Here is a 19,920-nt window from a genome sequence, read left to right on the forward strand (position 1 = left end):
CAACCGGAGAATATGTCGTGGCCACCGTGCTCGAAAAGACCGATTACGTCGTCAAGGATCTCTCGCTCGCCGATTTCGGCCGCGCCGAGATGAACATTGCCGAGACCGAAATGCCCGGCCTGATGGCGCTGCGCGCCGAGTTCGGCGCTGCGCAGCCGCTGAAGGGCGCGCGCATCACCGGTTCGCTGCACATGACCATCCAGACCGCAGTGCTGATCGAGACGCTGACCGCGCTCGGCGCGCAGGTCCGTTGGGCGACCTGCAACATCTTCTCGACTCAGGACCACGCCGCCGCCGCCATCGCCGCGTCGGGCGTGCCGGTGTTCGCGGTGAAGGGCGAGAGCCTGGCCGAGTATTGGGATTATGTCGGCGACATCTTCAGCTGGGACGGCGACGTCGAAGGCCAGACCTGCAACATGATCCTCGACGATGGCGGCGACGCCACGATGTTCGCGCTGTGGGGCGCGAAGCTCGAGGCCGGCCACACCATGCCCGAGCCCGAGAATGAGGAAGAAGTCGAGATGCAGCGCGCGCTGAAGGCGTTCATCGCGAAGCGTCCGGGCTACCTCACCGAGACCGTCAAGAACATCAAGGGCGTGTCGGAAGAGACCACCACGGGCGTCCATCGCCTGTACGCGATCGCGAAGAAGGGCGAACTGCCGTTCCCCGCGATCAACGTCAACGACAGCGTCACCAAGTCGAAGTTCGACAACCTCTATGGCTGCAAGGAATCGCTGGTCGACGCGATCCGTCGCGGTACCGACGTGATGCTGGCGGGCAAGGTCGCCTGCGTCGCCGGCTTCGGCGATGTCGGCAAGGGCTCGGCCCAGTCGCTGCGTAACGGCGGCGCGCGTGTCCTTGTCACCGAAATCGATCCGATCTGCGCACTGCAGGCGGCGATGGAGGGCTTTGAGGTCGTGACGATGGAAGAGGCCGTCGAGCGCGCCGACATCTTCTGCACCGCGACCGGCAATGCCGATGTGATCACCGCCGAGCACATGAAGGGCATGAAGAACATGGCCATCGTGTGCAACATCGGCCACTTCGACAGCGAGATCCAGATCGCCGCCCTGTCGAACTATAAGTGGACCGAAGTGAAGCCGCAGGTCGACCTGGTCGAGTTCCCCGACGGCAAGCAGATCATCATCCTGTCGAAGGGCCGTCTGGTGAACCTGGGCAACGCGACCGGCCACCCGTCGTTCGTGATGTCCTCGTCCTTCACCAATCAGGTGCTGGCGCAGCTCGAGCTGTGGACCAAGGGTGGCGAGTACGCGAACGACGTGTTCGTCCTGCCCAAGCATCTCGACGAGAAGGTTGCCGAGCTGCATCTCGAGAAGCTCGGCGTGAAGCTGACCAAGCTGAGCCAGAAGCAGGCCGATTATATCGGCGTGCCGGTTGAAGGTCCGTTCAAGCCGGATCACTACCGCTACTAAGGTTCGCAACAGTCGACAAAGTGCGACTGTCGAAAGGAACAGGGCGCGTCCGTCACCGGATGCGCCCTTTTTCATGCCCTTTGTTTACGATTTGGGAAGGGAGACGCTGCACGTGTGGTGCCAACGCAACACTCTGTTCGAAAACGGTAACACAGGGTTGCGCGATGCAACCGGTTGGGCGCATCCAAGACCATTGAGGGCAAATCAAAAAAAAGGGATCAGGTATGAGTTCGCTCCACTCCCGTAAGGCTGGCTATCGCCTCGCCGCTTCGTTCACGGCGATCGTACTCGCAGGCGCCGCGCCGGCATTCGCGCAGGACGCTTCGCAGAGCGCGCCGCCCGAGGCGGACCCCAACGAAACCGTCGTCATCACCGGTTCGCGCATCGCGCGCCCCGAACTGGCGTTTCCGAACCCGGTTCAGGTCGTGACCGGCGAGACGATCGAGCAGTCGGGCAAGACGAACCTGACCGATTTCCTGTCCGAGACCCCAGCGCTGCTCGGTTCGCAGACCGGAATCAAGGCGGCCGGTTCGGCGCTGCTTGGCGGCTCACAGAATGTGGGCGTCAACAACCTGAACCTGCGCAATCTGGGCATCGATCGCACGCTGGTGCTGGTCGACGGGCGTCGTCACGTCGCCGGTTATCCGGGTACCGCGGCGGTGGATATCAACACCATTCCCACCGATCTGGTCGAGAAGATCGATATCCTGACCGGCGGCGCTTCGGCGATCTATGGCGCCGATGGCGTTTCGGGCGTGGTCAACTTCGTCCTCAAGAAGGATTTCGATGGTCTGCGTCTGCGCGCGCAGAACGATATTTCGCAGCGCGGTGACGCGGGGGAGCGCTTCATCGCGGTCACTGCGGGTAAGAATTTCGCTGATGGGCGCGGCAATATCACCGCTTCTTACGAATTCCAGGAAACCGACCAGTTCAGTCAGCGTCGGCGCCTGAACTATGGTCTGACCGGCCCGTCCTATGCGTTCGTGCGCAACCCGAACGATGGCTCGCCCGGCAGCCCGACCGACAATCCCAGTGTCCCGGATCGCCTGTTGTTCACCGATCTGCGCTGGGCCGACAGCTCGATGGGCGGCGCGATCGACTTCGATGGCGACGGCGTTCCGGATCGGACGGGAGAAGGCGGCATCTACGACCGCGGTGCCCTGCTTCCAGGCTCCTCGTTCACGCGGGGCGGGTCGAGCACTCCGCGTGAGAGCTATTATGGCGACTATACGCCCTATATCCGGCGCCACATCGCCAACGTCATGGCTCGCTACGAGTTCAGCCCGGCGTTCCAGTTGTATGCCGAAGGCAAGTATGTCCGTTCGAAGGCGTTCACGGATTCACAGCCGACCTATGACTTCCTGACCGAGCTGTTTTCCGACAACGCCTATCTGATCCAGCGTTTCGGTGCGGCCACCGCCGCGAACGGCGCGGTCATGACCCGCGACAATTTCGACATGGGAATTCGCGGTTCGGCGATGGAGCGCGACCTGTTCCGCACCGTGCTGGGCGCGAAGGGCGATCTGGGATCGAACCTGCGCTATGATATCTCCTATGTCTTTGGCCAGTCGACCCAGAGGGCGACCAACCTGAACGACCGTATCACCGAGCGCTATTACGCGGCGCTGGATGCGGTTCGGGATGTCAACGGCAACATCACGTGCCGGATCAATCTGCCCGGCGAAACCACGATCCGTGGCGCGAACTACGGCGGCCAGCCCGTCTACAACGGCGCGCCGAAGACCTTCGCGAAGGGACAGTGCGTTCCGCTCAACATGCTCGGCAATGGTTCGCCGTCGCAGGCTGCCCTGGACTTCGTCACGGTCGATCATAGCGACTGGGCCCGTCTTCAGCAGCATGTCGTGTCGGCGGCGATTTCAGGCGACACCGGTTCGTTCTTCAAACTGCCTGGCGGACCGGTCGGTTTCGCGATCGGCGCAGAGTATCGCAAGGAGAAGAGCCATTACATCCCGTCGGACCTGACGCTGAACGGGCAGCTGATGGACAGCTCGCAGTCGCCCGTCAGCAAGGGCAGCTTCGACGTCAAGGAAATATTCGGCGAGATCAACCTGCCGATCCTGGCCAATATGCCGTTCGCCGAGAATCTGTCGGTCGGCGCTGCGGTCCGTCTGTCGGACTATTCGACGATCGGCACGACGACGACGTGGAACGTCAACGGCAGCTATTCGCCGGTGCGCGATATCACGTTCCGCGGAACCTATTCGGAGGCGGTGCGCGCGCCGAACATCAACGAATTGTTCGCACCGCAGGGCGGCACCTATGAGTTCATCACCGACCCATGCGGCCCGGACCGGCTGGCGGAGGGCACACAGTATCGCGCAGCCAATTGTAGGACGGCGCTGACCGCCGCCGGTTTGTCGCCTGCGCAGCAGGCGGCGTTCAACCCCGCGAACGACTTCACGTCGCCGCAGAATAGCAGCCTGCTCGGCCTTCAGGGCGGTAACCCGAACCTCAAGGAAGAAACGGCAAGGACCTGGACGGCCGGCGTTGTGTTGCGCCCGTCCTTCATTCCGGGTCTGTCGATCACCGCCGACTGGTATGACATCCGCTTGAGCCAGGCGATCCGCTATTCGACCGCTCAGGACATTGTCGATCTGTGCGTCGATCAGCCGACGCTGACCAACGTCTATTGCGGACTGATTTCGCGTGGTTCGAACGGCTATATCAACAACTACTCGATCGTCCCGGCGAACGTTGCCGCGTACGAGACCGCCGGTCTCGACGTTTCGCTCGCCTATCGCTTCACGCCGTTCGAGAATGCCGGAACCTTCAATATCAGGCTGAACGGCAACTATCTGAACAAGCTCACGTTCGTGCCTACCTTCGGTGCGGATCCCGAGAACGAAATGGACTCGTCGCTACGCCCCGCGCCGAAGTACACTGCCAATTTCGATCTTACCTGGACCAAGGGGCCGCTGACGCTGAACTATGGCATCAACTGGTTCTCCAAGACCCGCCGCGTCACCCGCGAGCAGGAAGCGGCGAACCCCGATTACGTGCCGGCCGGCTTCATCTGGTACAAGGAGAAGTGGGACCACGAGATGTTCATCGGCTATGACGTGGATGAGCGCTTCAACATCTATGCCGGTGTCAACAACCTGTTCGACACAAAGCCGGACGTGGGCGCCAGCGGCTATCCGATCAGCGCTGTAGGCCGCTCGTTCTTCCTGGGCGTCAAGGCCAAGGTGTTCTGAGCGCAACCGACAATCTGACATGTGGGGCCGGACTTGTTCCGGCCCCTTTTTTGTGTCGAACCGGCGCGTGCACGCTTCCGTCTTGCAGTTCGGGTTTTCGGGCACGAAAGCATGCCCTAAGAGCCGTAGGATGAAGAACGGCGCGACGCGGTGATCGAGGTTTCCAATGCTGTGGCGGTCGCCGCCGGCGCCGTCGTCGCGCTGCTTGTGGCGCTGGGCTGCGGGATGCTGTTCGTCGGGCTGCGCGCCCGCGCGCGCGCCGCGACATTGCTCGACGCGCACCGGCGCGCCGATGCGCTCGCCGCCAGCGCGCCCGCACAGGCGATGGTGGTGCGTGCGGACGGTCGCGTCGAACTGAGCGACAAGCTTGCCGATCTGCTGGGCCTCGAGACCCTGCCCACGCATTTGTCCGAAATTACCGGGAACGAGGCGGTGTTCGCACCGGCCGAGGCCGCGGCACTTGAACAGGATATCGCGGCGGCGCAGCGGGCGGCGCGTCCGTTCCGCGCAACGGTGCGCGCGCGTGGTTCCTCCCGCACGCTATTGATGATCGGCCAGCGCGCAGCTGACGCGGTGCGTGCGCCGGGCGGGGTTGTGCTGTGGGTCTTCGACGCCACCGAGGCACAGGAGGAGGTGGCACGGCTCTCGGGCGAGGCCGGGCGTTATCGCGAGGCGTTCGAATCGCTCACCGGCCTTATCCAGTCGGCGCCGATGCCGATGTGGTATCGGGATCGCGACTTGCGGTTGGCGATGGTCAACAATGCCTATGTCACCGCGGTCAACGGCAAGGATGCTGAAGCGGTGGTCAAGGCCGGGATCGAACTGGTCGATGTCTCCGCGCCGGGAGGGCCGCTGGCCAGCCCTGCCAAGGCGCGCGAGGCGGGACGCTCGCGGATGGTCAAGCTGCCCGCGACGATCGCGGGTGCGCGGCGGATGTTGCACATCCACGACGTTCCGCTGCCCACCGGTGGCGTGGCGGGCTTCGCGGTCGATGTCGAGGAACTGGAGCGCGCACGCGCCGGGATCAAGCGCGCCGACGATGCCCAGCGCGAGACGTTTGACCGGCTCTCCGCCGGGGTTGCGCAGTTCGCAGCCGACCGCAGTCTGGTGTTCTGCAACCAGCCGTTCCGCCGTATGTTCGCGATGCGCACCGAGTGGCTGGCGGACAAGCCCGAGTTCGAGCGCGTCCTCGAACGGATGCGTGAGGCGAACCGGCTGCCGGTGGTTCGCGACTTCCCGGGCTGGAAGGCTGAGCGGCGCGACTGGTTCCGCGCGGATGCCGCGCGCGAGGAGAATTGGGCACTGGCGGGCGGCAACCACCTCCGCGTCGTCGCTCAGCCGCTTCCCGAGGGCGGGCTGCTGGTGATCTTCGAGGATCTGACCGAGCAGGTTCAACTCGCCAGCGCGCGCGATACGCTGCTGCGCGTGCGGACCGCGACCTTCGACAATCTGTTCGAGGCGCTGGGCGTGTTCACCGCCGACGGGCGGCTGCAACTCTGGAACAATCGCTTCCGCCAGCTCTGGGGCTTTGACGAGGCGTATGTCGCCAGCCACCCGCGCGTCGATGCGCTGGCGAAGCAGGCGGGCAATCTGCTCGCCAATCCGGGACGCGCTGTGCTGATGGGCGAGCTGATCCGTGCCGCAACCATCGAGCGGCAGCAGCGCGGTGCGACGATCGAGTTCAAGGACGGGCGCTATTTCGAGGTCGCGGCGGTGCCGCTGCCCGACGGCAACGCGCTGTTCACAATGCTGGACGTCTCCGACCGGCGCCGGGTCGAGAATGCGTTGCGTGAACGCAATGATGCACTTCAGACCGCCGACCGGGTCAAGACCGCCTTCGTTGCCAATATGAGCTATGAATTGCGTACGCCGCTCACCTCGATTCAGGGGTTCGCGGAGATGCTGCATGGCGGTTATGCCGGCGACCTGTCGCAAAGCGGCAGCGAATATACCGAGGCGATCCTGTCGTCGGTCGAGCGGTTGGGCGCGCTGGTTGACGATGTGCTCGACCTGACCCGCGAGGACGACGGGGTCGCGCGGGGAACGGTCGATCTGGAGCTGACCGCAGGCGCGGCGGCGGAGGCGGTTGCGCCTGCGGCGCAGGCCAAGCGGATCGAACTCGCGGTCGAGGTGCAGGGCAGCGCCGGGACGACGCTGGGCGATGCGCGGCGCATTCGCCAGACGATCGAGCACCTGTTGCGCAACGCCATTGCGAACACGCCTGACAAGGGCCGCGTGCTGCTGCACATCGACGGCACGCCAAAGGGCGCGCGGATCGTCGTCTCCGACAATGGACCGGGCATGGCCAAGAAGCTGGCGGACAAGGCGTTCGAGCGCTTCGCCCAGCCGGGGATCAGCCGTAACGGCGACCGCGCACTCGGCCTTGGCCTGCCGCTCGCCAAACAGTTCGTTGAGGCGCATGGCGGGACGATCGAACTGGTCTCCGAACCGGGACAGGGGACGATGGTGATCGTGGAGCTGCCGCGCGGATGATCAGGCTGGCGGACGCGGCAGCAAGCGAGGCGCTGGGCGCACGGCTGGCGGCGCTGGCGGAGCCGGGGGACGTAATCGCACTGTCGGGCCAGCTTGGTGCCGGCAAGACGAGCATCGCGCGCGGGCTGCTCGCAGCGCTGGGGCTGGAGGGAGAGGCACCGTCGCCGAGCTTCGCGATCGTCCAGCCCTATGCCCCGCCCGAAGTGCGGTTTCCGGTGTTGCACGTCGATCTCTACCGTATCGACCACCCCGGCGAAGCCGAGGAACTGGGGCTCGATGATGCGCGCTACGATTCGCTGCTGATCGTCGAATGGCCCGAGCGATTGCCGGCTTCTGCATGGCACGATGCACTGTGGCTCACCCTGACGATCGAGCCGGATGGCGCGCGCGGCTTGACAGCGCAGGTGCCCGCGTCATGGAAGGACCGATGGTTCCTGACATGAATCCGCCCGCACGGGCGCCGTATTTCCTGGACGAGCTGGGCTGGGGGGATGGGGAGATCCTGCCGCTGGCCGGTGACGCCTCGTTCCGCCGCTATTTCCGCGTGCAGGCGCCGGGACGCACTGCGATTCTGATGGATGCGCCGCCACCGCATGAGGACCCTCGGCCGTTCATCGATGTCGCGCGCTGGCTGGTCGGACGCGGGTTCGCCGCGCCGCAAATCTATGGCGAGGACCTCGATACCGGCCTGGTGCTGATCGAGGACTTTGGCGACGCGCGGTTGCGCGAAACAGTCGATGCGGCGCCCGAGAGCGAGCTGCGCCTGTACGAGGCTGCGATCGACGTGCTGGTCCGCCTGCGCGAGCATGAGGCGGCGGAGGTCGAGCCCTATGATCGCGACGTCTATCAGCGTGAGGCGGCGCTGCTGACCGAATGGTACTGCCCCGCGGTCGGGCTGGACGTCGATCTCGAGGGCTATGTCGCGGCGTGGGACGCGGTGCTCGCCCCGGCGCTCGACGGCGCGCCGGTCACGGTGTTGCGCGACTATCATGCCGAGAATCTGATGCTGATCGAGGGCAGCGAGACCTTTGGCCTGCTCGACTTTCAGGACGCGCTGGCGGGGCATCCGGCGTATGATCTCGTCTCGCTGCTGCAGGACGCGCGCCGTGACGTACACCCCGATCTGGAAGCTGCTTTGCTGGACCGGTATCGGCGGATCACCGGGGCGGACGACCGCTTCTTCGACGTCTATCATGTGCTGGGCGCGCAGCGGAATGCGAAGATCATCGGCATCTTCACGCGCCTGTGGAGGCGCGACGGCAAGCCGCGTTACCCCGGCTTGTGTCCGCGTGTCTGGGGCTATCTCGAGCGCGATCTCAAACATCCTGCGTTGGCGCCGGTCGCAGCCTGGTTCGATGCCAATATTCCCGCGCATCTGCGTGGCGACCCGATGGTGGTGGTGACTGCGTGAGCACGAAGAAGACGCTCTCGATCCGGCCCGTGCCGTGTGCACCCGTGCCCGAGACCGCGATGGTAATGGCCGCGGGTTTGGGGAAGCGCATGCGTCCGCTCACTGCGACGCGCCCGAAGCCGCTGATCGAGGTGGCAGGCAAACCGCTGATCGATCACGCCTTCGACCGCCTTCGCAGCGCCGGGGTGAAGCGCGCAGTGGTCAATGTCCATTATCTCGCTGACGCGCTGGAGGCGCACGTCACCCACCGCGTGAAGGATATCGAGGTCGTCGTCTCCGACGAACGTAAGCAGTTGATGGAAACTGGCGGCGGGCTGGTGCAGGCGCGCGACCTGCTGGGCGACGCGCCGTTCGTGTGTGTCAACAGCGACAATCTGTGGATCGACGGGCCGATCGACGCGATCCGTCAGCTCGCCGCGGCATGGGACGACGAGCGGATGGACGCGCTGCTGCTGCTCGTCCCGCTCGCCCGCGCGCATTGCCATCCCGGCAATGGCGACTTCCATATTGATCCCTTCGGCAAGATCGTTGGCCGCCGCAAACCGGGCCGGCTCGCGCCCTTCGTCTATACCGGCGTCCAGATCCTCTCACCGCGGGTGATCCGCGACTGGCCGGAGGGCGCGTTCTCGACCAATTTGTTCTGGGAACGCGCGATCGAGGTAGGCCGCGCCTATGGCGTGGTGCATCAGGGCCTGTGGTTCGACGTCGGCTCGCCTCCGGCGATTGCCGCCACAGAGGCGGTGCTGGCGAATGGGTGAGGGCCGCGGCCTCCACCTCTATTCCATCCCGCCGCACCGGGCCTTTGCCGATGCACTCGCGCAGGGTCTGATCCGACGCTTCGGTAGCGATCCGCTGCGGCTGGCGCGGGGGATCGTGCTGGTGCCGACCAACCGCGCGAAGAAGGCGATCACCGACGCATTCGTCCGCGCGAGCGGGGGCGGACTGTTGCTGCCGCGGCTGGTCGCGGTCGGCGATCCCGAGCTCGACGAGGCGGCGGGGCCGTTTCTCGATCCGGCGGATGACGACGACCCGATCCCGCCCGCGGTCGATCCGCTGCAGCGACGGCTGATCTTCGCCCGGCTGGTGCAGGCCGGGCAGCCGGGGATCGATGCGGCCGAGGCAGTGCGACTGGCGGGTGACCTCGGCCGCACGCTCGATCAGCTCCTCGTCGAGGAGATCGACCCGCGGCGGATGCGCGACGTGGCTGTGGGGGAACTGTCGGAGCATTGGCAGCGCTCGCTCGATCTGTTCGAGATCGCCCTGAGTAAATGGCCGCAAGAGCTTGTGAGGCTTGGCCGGATCGATCTGGCCGAGCGCCGCAACCAGTTGCTCGGGCGGGTCGCTGGACGCTGGCGGAACGATCCGCCTGATCGCTTTATCTGCGCGGCGGGCATCACCACCTCCGCTCCGGCCATCGCTCGGTTGCTGCGCGTTGTGGCGGGTCTGCCCGATGGCATGGTCATATTCCCCGGCGTCGATCTGGCGATGGGCGAGGCGGAGTGGACGATGCTGGGGCCGTTCGACGCCGACCCGGTGACGGGCCGGCGCAAGCGTTCGCTCGAGACGCATCCGCAATTCCATCTGAAGCTGCTGATCGACCGGATGGGCGTTCAGCGCGGTGAGATCGAGCCGTGGCGCGTGGCTACCGAACTGGATGCTCCGCCCGCGCGCAGCAAGGCGATCGCGAGCGCGATGATGCCCGCCGAGCTGACCCGGGGCTGGAGCGATCTGCCCGCGGCGGAGCGTCGGCTGGCCGAGGTCCGCGGCCTTGAAGTTGCGACTCCGGCGGATGAGGCGCAGGCGATCGCGCTGGCGCTGCGTGAAGCGCTGGAGACCGAAGGGCGGACCGCGGCGCTGGTGACGCCCGACCGCGCATTGGCGAAGCGCGTCGCTGCGCATTGCGCGCGATGGGGGCTGACGATCGACGATTCGGCAGGCGTTGCGCTCGCCAGCCTGCCGCCGGGCACATTGCTGCTCGCGCTGGCCGAGGCGGGCGCGCAAGGCTTTGCGCCGCTAGCGTTGCTGGCGTTGCTCAAGCACCCGCTGGTCGCAGCCGGCGAGGATCGGCTGGCGTGGCTGGACGGCGCGCGCTCGCTCGACCTGGCGCTGCGCGGGCCGAGGCCTGCGGCGGGGCTCGTGGGGATCGAAGCGCATCTCGCGAACGACGAAGGCTATGACGCGCATGTCCGCCGCTCGGCGCTGGGCTGGTGGCGGGAAGTTGTGCCATCGCTGGCGCCGCTTGAAGCGCTCTATGCAGGCGGTGCAGCGCCGCTGACCGTGCTGCTTGCACAGTTGCGTGAGACCGCGACGATGCTGTGCGGCGATGCGTTGTGGTCGCGTGCCGAGGGGCGGGCGGCGGCGGCGTTGCTCGACGATCTGGAACGTGCGGCGGCGCATGGCCCGGCGCTGGTCGGGCCGGAGAGCCTCGCCGCGATGTTGCGCACGCTGATGGACGAGGTCGCGGTGCGGCCACCCCAAGGCGGGCATCCCCGGCTCGCCATCTACGGTTTGATTGAGGCGCGGCTGCAGACCGCCGACCTGCTGGTGCTTGGCGGGCTGAACGAGGGTGTCTGGCCGGGCCTGCCCGCACCCGATCCGTGGCTCGCTCCGCGCATCCGCTCGGAGCTGGGGCTTCCGGGGCTGGAGCGCCGCATCGGCTTGTCTGCGCATGATCTGGCGATGGGGCTGGGCGCTCGCGAAGTGGTGCTGACTCGCGCCAGACGCGATGCGGGGGCGCCGACTATCGCCTCCCGCTTTTGGCTGCGGCTTGAGGCGCTGTCGGGCGGGCTGGAGCGCGCTGAGGTGCTCGAGGCATGGGCGCGCGCAATCGACGATCCGGGGACGTACGAGCCCGCGTCGCGGCCTGAGCCGTGCCCGCCCGCCGCGATTCGCCCGCGCGTGATCCCGGTCACCGATGTCGACCGATTGAAGGCCGATCCGTACGCCTTCTACGCCAAACGCATGCTGCGGTTGCGCCAGCTCGATCCGGTCGATGCCGATCCCAGCGCGGCGTGGCGCGGGACCGCGGTGCATGACGTGCTCGAGAAATGGGCGAAGCTTGACGCGTGCGACCCGGAAGCGCTGGAGCCGCGGGTGCTGGCGATGCTGGCGCAGGCGCACCCGATGATGCGCGCGCTGTGGCAGCCGCGGCTGATCGAGGCGGTGCGCTGGATCGTGCGCGAGATCGAGGCGCGTCCGCAACGCCGCGTGCTGGCGGTCGAGCAGGACGGCGCGATCGATTTCGCCGGCGTGACGCTCAAGGGCAAATTCGACCGGATCGACGCGATGGGCGATGGGACGCTGGGTGTGGTCGATTACAAGACCGGCCAGCCGCCCAGCACCCGGGCGGTTCGCGCCGGGTACAGCCTTCAGCTCGGATTGCTGGGACTGATCGCTGAGCGCGGTGGGTTTCGGGGCATTTCCGGCCGGGCGAGCGCCTTCGAATATTGGTCGCTGGCGCGCAAGGGCGGCGAGTTCGGCTATGTCCAGTCACCGGTCGATACGGCGGGCAAATACGGCAAGATGCTGCCCGATGAGTTCGTGCCGACCGCGGCCGAGAATTTCACCGAGACGGCGCGGGCCTATCTGACCGGCGACGCACCGTTCACCGCCAAACTCCACCCCGAATATGCGCCCTATGCCGACTACGACCAGTTGATGCGCCGCGACGAATGGTACGGCCGTGAGCGGCGCTAGCACGGGCGCGTTGCCCCCGCTGGCGGGAAATCAGGCTGCGGCATCCAGCCCGGGCGCGAGCGTGTGGCTGTCCGCTTCGGCGGGCACGGGCAAGACGCAGGTGCTGGCGGCGCGCGTGTTCCGGTTGCTGCTGCGCGGGGTCGATCCCGGCGCGATCCTGTGCCTTACCTTCACCAAAGCGGGTGCCGCGGAAATGGCTGCGCGGGTGAGCGGGCGGCTGGCGTATTGGGTGCGCGCGCCCCGTGCAGAGGTGTTCAACGATCTCGAGGCGCTGGGCGAGGAGCCGGACGATGCGCGGATCGCACTCGCCCGCACGCTGTTCGCCAAGGTGCTCGACGCGCCGGGCGGCGGACTGCGCATCCAGACGATTCACAGTTTTTGCCAGACCCTGCTGTCCGCCTTTCCGGTCGAGGCGGGGCTGACGCCGGGTTTTCGCCCGCTGGAGGCGCGTGAGGAGACTGCGCTGGCGCGCGACACGTTGGCGACGATGTTGGCGGATGCGGGACGCGAAGGACGCGACACGCTGATCGACGCTGTGGGAGCGCTCAGTCTGAGACTGGGCGAGGGCAAGGCGGAGGCGTTCCTCCACGCCTGTGCCAAGGCTCCCGATGCGATGGCGGCACTGCCCTCGGGCGTGCAGCCCTGGCTGCGGAGGGCGATGGGGCTTCCGCAAGGCGATGTGATCGAGGAAGCCGCCCGCTGGTGCACGGACGACGCGTTCGATGTCGAGGGGCTGCGCAGGATCGCCGACGCCAATTACGGTTGGGGTACCGCGACTGGACAGGAGAACGCCGCGGTCGCCGGCGCGTGGCTGGCGGCGGAGCCGGCGGCGCGCGTGGTGATGCTGGGCGACCTCAGAAAGCTGGTGCTGACCGCCAAGGACGAACCCAAGAAGGTATCGCCCAAGCTGGCGGCGATCGACCCGGATTACGAGACGCTGGCGGCCGAGTTGGGCGAGGCGTGCATTGCGGTTGCAGGAATGCTCGCGCGCGCGGGCTATGCTGATCTGCTGGCGCAAGGACTCACCGCCGGGCGCGAATATGCCGCGGCCTATCAGACCGCCAAGCGTCGCGTCGGCGCGGTCGATTTCGATGATCTGATCGGACGGACGGTGGCGCTACTCGATCAGCCGGGCATGGGCGACTGGATCCGCTTCAAGCTCGATCAGGCGACCAGCCATATCCTGATCGACGAGGCACAGGACACCAACATCGCGCAGTGGCGGATTGTGCGCGCGCTAGCCGACGAGTTCTTCGCGGGTGAGGGCGCGCATGGCGATGAGGTGCGCACGCTGTTCACCGTCGGCGATCACAAACAGGCGATCTTCGGTTTTCAGGGCACCGATCCGATCAACTTCGTTGCGGCAGAGAGGCATTTCGCCGCGCGCTCGGACGGAGCGCTGGAACGCCTGTCGCTCACCCACTCGTTCCGCTCGACCGCACCGATCCTCGAGTTCGTCGATGCGGCTGTGGCGGCCTTGCCCGAGCCGGGGATGGGCACTGAATCCGAAATCCATGCCAGCCGCGTCGCCGGGCCGGGAACGGTAACGCTGTGGCCGCCCGTGGTTGCTGGTGGCGATCCGGAGGACGAGGAAGGGTGGATCGACGACGCGACGCGCGAAGTCGCCAACCGCATCGCGCGCCAGATCAAGAGCTGGATCGGAACGCTCGAACTGGAGAGCAAAGGCCGGACGCTACGGCCCGAGGATGTGATGATCCTGGTTAAGCGGCGTGGCGAGCTCGCCTCACTACTGGTCGCTCGGCTGCATGCCGAGGGGGTCCCTGTCGCGGGTGTCGATCGATTGCGGCTCAATGCGCCGCTGGCGGTGCAGGACCTGCTCGCGGCGGTACGATTTGCGCTTCAGCCGGATGACGACCTGTCGCTCGCCGCGTTGCTGGTCTCACCGCTGATAGGGTGGACGCAGGACGAGCTGATGCACGCTGCCTTGCGCGAGCGCGGGAGCCTGTGGCGGCATCTGCGCGCGACCCTGCCTGATGACCGGCTCGCGCCACTCTACGGCCTGCTTGCCCGCGCCGACCTGATGACGCCGCACCGCTTCCTCGAGACGATATTGTCGGGCGAGATGGACGGGCGGCGCAAGCTGGTGCGGCGGCTTGGCAAGGAAGCGCTCGATCCGGTCGAGGAGTTGCTCACCGCCGCCTTAGGGTTCGAGGGGCTGGCGACGCCGACGCTGCAGCGCTTCCTCGACTGGTTCGATCGCGGCGATGTCGAGATCGTGCGCGACGCGGCGCAACCACAGGATGCGGTGCGGGTGATGACCGCACATGGCGCCAAGGGTTTGCAGGCGCCGTTGGTGATCCTCGCCGACGCCACCGCCGATCCACAGGGTGGCAATCGCGGCGATTTCGTGAAGTGGGCGCCCGAGGATTATGACGGCGCTGCGTTTCCAGTGTTTCGGCCGGGCAAGACCGAGCGTGGCGGTCCGGTGGACGCCGCCGTGTCGCAGGTCGACGCGCGCGAGCTTGAGGAGCATTGGCGGCTCTTCTATGTCGCCGCGACGCGGGCGGAGGAACGGCTTGTGATCGCCGGGAAGCTCGGGCCGAAGGACAAGAATGCTCCTCCGCTTGCCAGCTGGTATGCGGCATCGCGTGCGGCATTCGATGCTCTGGGTGTAGCGGAAGGCGAGGGCGATCGCACCTTCACCGGCACGCGCCCGCAGCTGCCAGTCGCGCGCAAATCGCGCGGCGCGGCGGCGGCGGATGTCGCCGTCGAACTGCCCATCTGGGCAAAGCTGCCTGCACCGGTCGAAGCTCGGCCGCCGCGTCCGTTGGCGCCGTCGTCGCTGGGCGACGATCTGGTCGCCGATCCTCCACCCGGACCCGCGCTACGCGCCGCTGCCGAGCGGGGCAGGCTGATCCATGCATTGCTTGAGCGTCTGCCTGGCGTACTGCCGGAGCGACGCGCGGACGCTGCCGAGCGCTGGCTGGAGGGGGCGGGGGGTGTCACCGATCCTGCGATGCGTGACGAACTCGCTGCGGCTGCACTCGGCGTTCTTGCGGACCCGCGTTTCGCCGATCTGTTCGGCCCGGATGCGCTGGCCGAGGCGCCGATCGCTGCGGTGATCGAGGGTGGACATGTCGTATCGGGCACCGCCGACCGGTTGCTGGTGAGCGACGACAAGGTACTGGTGGTGGACTTCAAGACCGGCCGCCGTGCGCCTGAAACCCTCGATGCCGTGCCGCCCTATCATGTGCGCCAGATGGCGGCCTATGTCGCGGCGCTTGAGGTCGTTCTTCCGGGCCGCCGTGTCGAGGCGGGTCTGCTCTATACCGCCGGGCCGGTGCTGTTCGCGCTGCCCGGCGATCTCGTTGCAGCGCACAAGCCGGGCTTCGTGCCGGCGGAGCAAAGCTTGATCTGAAACGCTTGAGGGGCGCGCGCCGCCTCCCTAGGTTGCACCCAACACAAAGGAGATTTTGAAATGGCCAAGGCCGTTACCGATGCAAGCTTCGAAGCCGATGTTCTTCAGTCGGACAAGCCCGTCCTCGTCGACTTCTGGGCGGAGTGGTGCGGGCCGTGCAAGATCATCGGGCCGAGCCTGGAAGAGCTGGCCGAGGAACTGGCCGACAAGGTGACCATCACCAAGCTCAACATCGAGGAAAATCCGGATACGCCGGGCAGCCTCGGTATTCGGGGTATCCCGACGCTGTTCGTCTACAAGGACGGGCAGAAGGTCGCGCAGCAGGTCGGTATCCAGGACATCTCCACCAAGTCCAAGCTCAAGGCGTGGATCGAAAGCGTCGTCTGATGTTCGCGGGGGCCGGCGATCCGGCCCCCGTTTCTTTAGTCACTCACGCCAATAATCATGCCGCTCGGCCCCGTCGAAACCGGCCCGAATGCATGCAGCAGCGCTTGAAACCTCTTCCCCGACCCGCATGGGCAGGGATCGTTTCGCCCGAGTTTTTCGATCAGCTCGACATCGCCATGCACGAAGCGCAGCCCGCGCTTCACATGGGTTTCGGACGGATAACCCCGCCGCCGCTTCGAACTACGCTCGAAAGCAGGGGAGGTCTGCCAAGGTGTCGGTGTGTGCCATGATGACCTCCTGTCGCAGACGCGCGATCAGTCGCGCAGCGCGGCGACTAGCAAGGAAGGTCAGGCGGCGATAGCCGGCGTCACCGGCAGGAGACCGGGCGGAGCCATTGCGGCCCCGCCCGTCTTCACTTCAGCCCTTAGTAGCGGCGATCGTACCGGTCATAGCGGTCGTGCCGGTCATGACGGTCCCTCCAGCGCCGGTCGCGGCGATCATCCCAGCGATTCCACCGGTCATGGTCGCGATAACCGCCACGGGCCCGCGAAATCTCGCGGCGACACTCGCGCAGTTCGCGGCGATATTCGTAGCGGTTGCGGGCATGGCGCAGCTCGCGCTGGCATTCGCGCTGTTCCTGTCGGACCTCGCGGTGCCTTGAGCCATAATACTGCGCTTCGGCCGGGGCGGCCGTCGCCAGTAGGCTGGCACCCAGCGTCGCTGCAAGAATCAAGATTCGCATGTCTGCTCTCCATGATCATGCCCGTTCGGGGACGGGCGACGACTCTGGATACGCGACCGTGCCTGAACCCTCAGCGACAACAGGCTTATCCTGCGTTCAGCTCCGATAGTCCGCGTTGATCGAGATGTAGCCGTGGGTCAGGTCGCAGGTCCAGACGGTGGCACGGCCTTCGCCAAGGCCAAGGGCGACGCCGATCTCGATTTCCTGGCCCTTGAGATGCGCGGCGACCGGGGCTTCGTCATAGCCATCCACCGCGAGGCCGCCCGATGCCACCTGCACCCCGCCGAAGGTGATGCCCAGCCGGTCGCGGTCGGCGGGTTCGCCGGCCTTGCCTACCGCCATGACGATCCGGCCCCAATTGGCGTCCTCGCCCGCGATCGCAGTCTTGACCAGCGGTGAGTTGGCGACGCTGAGCGCGATGCGGTGTGCGCTGACGTCGCTTTCGGCGCCGTCGACGTCGATGCGGATGAACTTCGACGCGCCCTCACCATCGCGGACGACGAGATGGGCGAGCCGGAGGCACAGGTCCGAGAGCGCGGCGCGGAAGGCGTCGGCGCCGTCGTCATCTTCATCCGAAAGGGGGGCGTTGCCCGCCTTGCCGGTGGCGAAGGCAAGCACGGTGTCGCTGGTCGAGGTATCGCTGTCGACGGTGATGCACGAGAAGCTCCGTGCATTCGCGTCGGACAGCGCGCGCTGGAGGAAGGCGGGATCGACCGCGGCGTCGGTGAAGACATAGCCGAGCATCGTCGCCATGTCGGGCGCGATCATCCCGCTGCCCTTGATGACGCCGACCAGCGACACGGTCTTGCCATCGACCACCGCCGTGGTGACCGCGCCCTTTTCGAACGTGTCGGTGGTGCCGATGGTCTTGGCTACATCCTCCCAGCCGCACGGCTGCGCGGCGAAGGCGGCGTCGAGGCCCGCCTCGGCCTTGTCGATGGGGAGCGGAACGCCGATCACCCCGGTCGAGGAGACGAACACGTCGGAAGGCTGGCAGCTCAGATGGCCTGCCACCCGCGCCGCGATCGCCTCGACCGCCGCGCGACCACGATTGCCGGTGAAGGCGTTGCTGTTGCCGGCGTTGACGACCAGTGCGCGCGCTTTGCCTAGCACTAGCGCCTCGCGGCACCACTCGACTTCGGGCGAGGGGCATTTGCTGGTGGTGGTGACGCCGGCGACGCTGGTGCCCTTGTCGAGCGTGACGAAGGTCAGGTCGCAGCGATCCCAGGTCTTATAGTGCGCGCGAGCGACGCGCAGCGTGACGCCTTCGATGGGCGGGAGGTAAGGGAAGCCGATCGGGGCGAGGGGAGAGCGCTGCATCTTCAGTCCTATATTTCCACCGTCAGCCCGGCCTTGCGCCGGGGTCCTGGCACAAGGCCGGGCTGACGAGCTGAGTTATTCAACCGCACCCGCGGCGCTGAGCACCGCGCGGACGCTGGCGGTGGCGACATCCTCGTCGATGCCGACGCCCCAGACGGTTCGCCCGTCGGCGGTGCGGCATTCGACATAAGCGGCGGCTTGCACCCCGGTGCCATGACCGATCGCGTGCTCGGCATAGTCGGCGATGTCGAGATCGACGCCGAAGCCCTCACGCATCGCCGCGACGACGCTGGATATCAGGCCATTGCCGCGCCCGCTGACCGATTGCTGCACGCCGTCGACCTCGATCACACCGGCAAAGATGCGCTCGCCATTGGTCGCGCGCGTCTCGTCATAGGCGCCCAGCGTGAAGCGCTGCGGATGTTCGAGCCGATAGGTCTCGACGAAGGTCGCCCAGATATCCTGCGCGTTGAGTTCGCGACTGCTCTCGTCGGCGACCCGCTGGACGTGGCGGCTGAAATCGGCCTGGAGGCGCTTGGGCAGCTTCAGGCCCTTGTCCTGCTCCAGCACCCACGCGACGCCGCCCTTGCCCGACTGCGAGTTGACGCGGATCACCGCCTCATAGCTGCGGCCGAGATCGGCGGGGTCGATCGGGAGGTAGGGAACTTCCCAATATTCGTCGTTGCGCGCTTCCTGCGCGGCAAAGCCCTTCTTGATCGCGTCCTGATGGCTGCCCGAAAAGGCGGTGAACACCAGATCGCCGGCATAGGGCGTGCGCGGATGCACCGGGATGTTGGTGCAGTATTCGACCGTCTTCACGATCTCGTCGATGTCCGAGAAGTCGAGGCCGGGATCGACGCCCTGCGTGTACATGTTCATCGCGACGGTCACCAGATCGCAATTGCCGGTACGCTCGCCATTGCCCAGCAGACAGCCTTCGACACGGTCGGCACCGGCCATCATGCCCAGTTCGGCCGCCGCTACGCCGGTACCGCGGTCGTTATGCGTGTGCAGCGACACCACCACCGCGTCGCGATTGGGGATGTTGCGGCAGAAATATTCGATCTGGTCGGCATAGATATTGGGCGTCGCGCACTCGACCGTCGCGGGCAGGTTGAAGATGATCGGGCGCTCGGCTGTCGGCTGGAGCACGTCCATCACCGCCGCGCAGACCTCGACCGAGAAATCGATCTCGGCGGTAGAGAAGGTCTCGGGCGAATATTGGAAATGCCAGTCGGTATCGGGCTGGGCGGCGGCGTTGTCGCGCAGCAGCTTCGCCGCGTCCACCGCGATCTGCTTCACCTCGGCGCGGTCCATGCCGAACACGATTTTCCGCCAGGCCGGCGAGACGGCGTTATAGACATGGACGATGCCGGTCTTCGCGCCGCGCAGGCTTTCGAACGTTGTGTCAATCAGGTCACGCCGGGCCTGGGTCAGCACTTGCACCGTCACATCATCCGGAATGCGGTTGTCGCGGACGAGGCCGGAGATGAAGTCGAACTCGGTCGCCCCCGCGCTGGGGAAACCGACCTCGATCTCCTTGATGCCGACGCGGCACAGCAGCTCGAAGAAGCGTGTCTTCTTCTCGGCATCCATCGGATCGATCAGCGCCTGATTACCGTCGCGCATGTCGGTGGAGAGCCAGCGCGGCGCGCGGGTGATCGTACGGCTCGGCCATTGGCGGTCGGGCAGGGCGATCGTCGGGAAAGGGCGGTACTTGACGCTGGGGTCGCGCAACATGGTCATGGCTTCAACTCTTGCAGAACTATACCCCGGGGGGCGGCTTTCGGGTTGCAGTTTCGCCCTTAGGCCGTGCGCGCGGCTCAGCCGCGCTGGTTCACGCC

The 19,920-nt window shown here is 66.3% G+C and carries 13 protein-coding genes; 9 read left to right on the forward strand and 4 right to left on the reverse strand.

What is annotated here, in order from left to right; all coding sequences use genetic code 11:
• Nucleotides 1–17 precede the first annotated feature (17 nt).
• The 9 genes from ahcY to trxA all read left to right on the forward strand — a co-directional run bounded on the left by ahcY (nt 18) and on the right by trxA (nt 16,014).
• Nucleotides 18–1,433 carry an adenosylhomocysteinase gene (gene ahcY, locus AC07NK_RS12820; protein WP_495170981.1) on the forward strand — a complete coding sequence of 472 codons (1,416 nt, stop codon included), beginning with the start codon at nt 18–20 and terminating at the stop codon, nt 1,431–1,433.
• A gap of 224 nt (nt 1,434–1,657) precedes the next feature.
• Nucleotides 1,658–4,648 carry a TonB-dependent receptor plug domain-containing protein gene (locus AC07NK_RS12825; protein ID WP_495170982.1) on the forward strand — a complete coding sequence of 997 codons (2,991 nt, stop codon included), beginning with the start codon at nt 1,658–1,660 and terminating at the stop codon, nt 4,646–4,648.
• 150 nt (nt 4,649–4,798) lie between these two features.
• Entirely contained in the window at nt 4,799–7,141 is a 2,343-nt protein-coding gene (locus AC07NK_RS12830) for a sensor histidine kinase (protein ID WP_495170983.1), read from the forward strand.
• Nucleotides 7,138–7,584 (forward strand): tRNA (adenosine(37)-N6)-threonylcarbamoyltransferase complex ATPase subunit type 1 TsaE, encoded by a 447-nt coding sequence (gene tsaE / locus AC07NK_RS12835; protein WP_495170984.1) that lies wholly within the window; start codon nt 7,138–7,140, stop codon nt 7,582–7,584. The genes AC07NK_RS12830 and tsaE overlap by 4 nt, the downstream gene beginning before the upstream one ends.
• Nucleotides 7,569–8,552 carry an aminoglycoside phosphotransferase family protein gene (locus AC07NK_RS12840; RefSeq protein WP_495170985.1) on the forward strand — a complete coding sequence of 328 codons (984 nt, stop codon included), beginning with the start codon at nt 7,569–7,571 and terminating at the stop codon, nt 8,550–8,552. The genes tsaE and AC07NK_RS12840 overlap by 16 nt, the downstream gene beginning before the upstream one ends.
• A gap of 59 nt (nt 8,553–8,611) precedes the next feature.
• Entirely contained in the window at nt 8,612–9,310 is a 699-nt protein-coding gene (locus AC07NK_RS12845; protein ID WP_495171012.1) for a nucleotidyltransferase family protein, read from the forward strand.
• Nucleotides 9,303–12,248 carry a double-strand break repair protein AddB gene (gene addB / locus AC07NK_RS12850; protein WP_495170986.1) on the forward strand — a complete coding sequence of 982 codons (2,946 nt, stop codon included), beginning with the start codon at nt 9,303–9,305 and terminating at the stop codon, nt 12,246–12,248. The genes AC07NK_RS12845 and addB overlap by 8 nt, the downstream gene beginning before the upstream one ends.
• Nucleotides 12,235–15,627 carry a double-strand break repair helicase AddA gene (gene addA / locus AC07NK_RS12855; RefSeq protein ID WP_495170987.1) on the forward strand — a complete coding sequence of 1,131 codons (3,393 nt, stop codon included), beginning with the start codon at nt 12,235–12,237 and terminating at the stop codon, nt 15,625–15,627. Before addB ends, addA begins: the two co-directional genes overlap by 14 nt.
• 60 nt (nt 15,628–15,687) lie before the next feature.
• Complete coding sequence (gene trxA / locus AC07NK_RS12860) at nt 15,688–16,014, forward strand: thioredoxin (protein ID WP_447724257.1); 327 nt, start codon at nt 15,688–15,690, stop codon at nt 16,012–16,014.
• A gap of 35 nt (nt 16,015–16,049) precedes the next feature.
• On the opposite strand, the gene AC07NK_RS12865 is transcribed toward trxA, so the two are convergent.
• The 4 genes from AC07NK_RS12865 to leuA all read right to left on the reverse strand — a co-directional run bounded on the left by AC07NK_RS12865 (nt 16,050) and on the right by leuA (nt 19,816).
• Nucleotides 16,050–16,217, reverse strand: a complete 168-nt coding sequence (locus AC07NK_RS12865) for an SEC-C metal-binding domain-containing protein (protein WP_495170988.1) — start codon at nt 16,215–16,217, stop codon at nt 16,050–16,052.
• Between the two features lie 221 nt (nt 16,218–16,438).
• The gene (locus AC07NK_RS12870) at nt 16,439–16,756 is read right to left on the reverse strand and encodes a hypothetical protein (protein WP_495170989.1); all 318 of its coding nucleotides are present in this window, start codon (nt 16,754–16,756) and stop codon (nt 16,439–16,441) included.
• A 96-nt stretch (nt 16,757–16,852) separates the two neighbouring features.
• A complete protein-coding gene (gene argJ / locus AC07NK_RS12875; protein ID WP_495170990.1) occupies nt 16,853–18,076 on the reverse strand; it encodes a bifunctional glutamate N-acetyltransferase/amino-acid acetyltransferase ArgJ in 1,224 nt (407 codons plus the stop codon).
• A gap of 75 nt (nt 18,077–18,151) precedes the next feature.
• Nucleotides 18,152–19,816 carry a 2-isopropylmalate synthase gene (gene leuA, locus AC07NK_RS12880; protein WP_495171013.1) on the reverse strand — a complete coding sequence of 555 codons (1,665 nt, stop codon included), beginning with the start codon at nt 19,814–19,816 and terminating at the stop codon, nt 18,152–18,154.
• Nucleotides 19,817–19,920: the final 104 nt, after the last annotated feature.

The organism is Sphingomonas sp. GW821-FHT09B04, from assembly GCF_059418285.1.

What these genes read in the sequence shown, in the direction of transcription:
- AC07NK_RS12825 (WP_495170982.1), top strand. Translation starts at nt 1,658, where the DNA reads ATGAGTTCGCTCCACTCCCGTAAGGCTGGCTATCGCCTCGCCGCTTCG.
- tsaE (WP_495170984.1), top strand. Translation starts at nt 7,138, where the DNA reads ATGATCAGGCTGGCGGACGCGGCAGCAAGCGAGGCGCTGGGCGCACGG.
- AC07NK_RS12840 (WP_495170985.1), top strand. Translation starts at nt 7,569, where the DNA reads ATGGTTCCTGACATGAATCCGCCCGCACGGGCGCCGTATTTCCTGGAC.
- AC07NK_RS12845 (WP_495171012.1), top strand. Translation starts at nt 8,612, where the DNA reads ATGGTAATGGCCGCGGGTTTGGGGAAGCGCATGCGTCCGCTCACTGCG.
- addB (WP_495170986.1), top strand. Translation starts at nt 9,303, where the DNA reads ATGGGTGAGGGCCGCGGCCTCCACCTCTATTCCATCCCGCCGCACCGG.
- trxA (WP_447724257.1), top strand. Translation starts at nt 15,688, where the DNA reads ATGGCCAAGGCCGTTACCGATGCAAGCTTCGAAGCCGATGTTCTTCAG.
- AC07NK_RS12870 (WP_495170989.1), bottom strand. Translation starts at nt 16,756, where the DNA reads ATGCGAATCTTGATTCTTGCAGCGACGCTGGGTGCCAGCCTACTGGCG.
- argJ (WP_495170990.1), bottom strand. Translation starts at nt 18,076, where the DNA reads ATGCAGCGCTCTCCCCTCGCCCCGATCGGCTTCCCTTACCTCCCGCCC.
- leuA (WP_495171013.1), bottom strand. Translation starts at nt 19,816, where the DNA reads ATGTTGCGCGACCCCAGCGTCAAGTACCGCCCTTTCCCGACGATCGCC.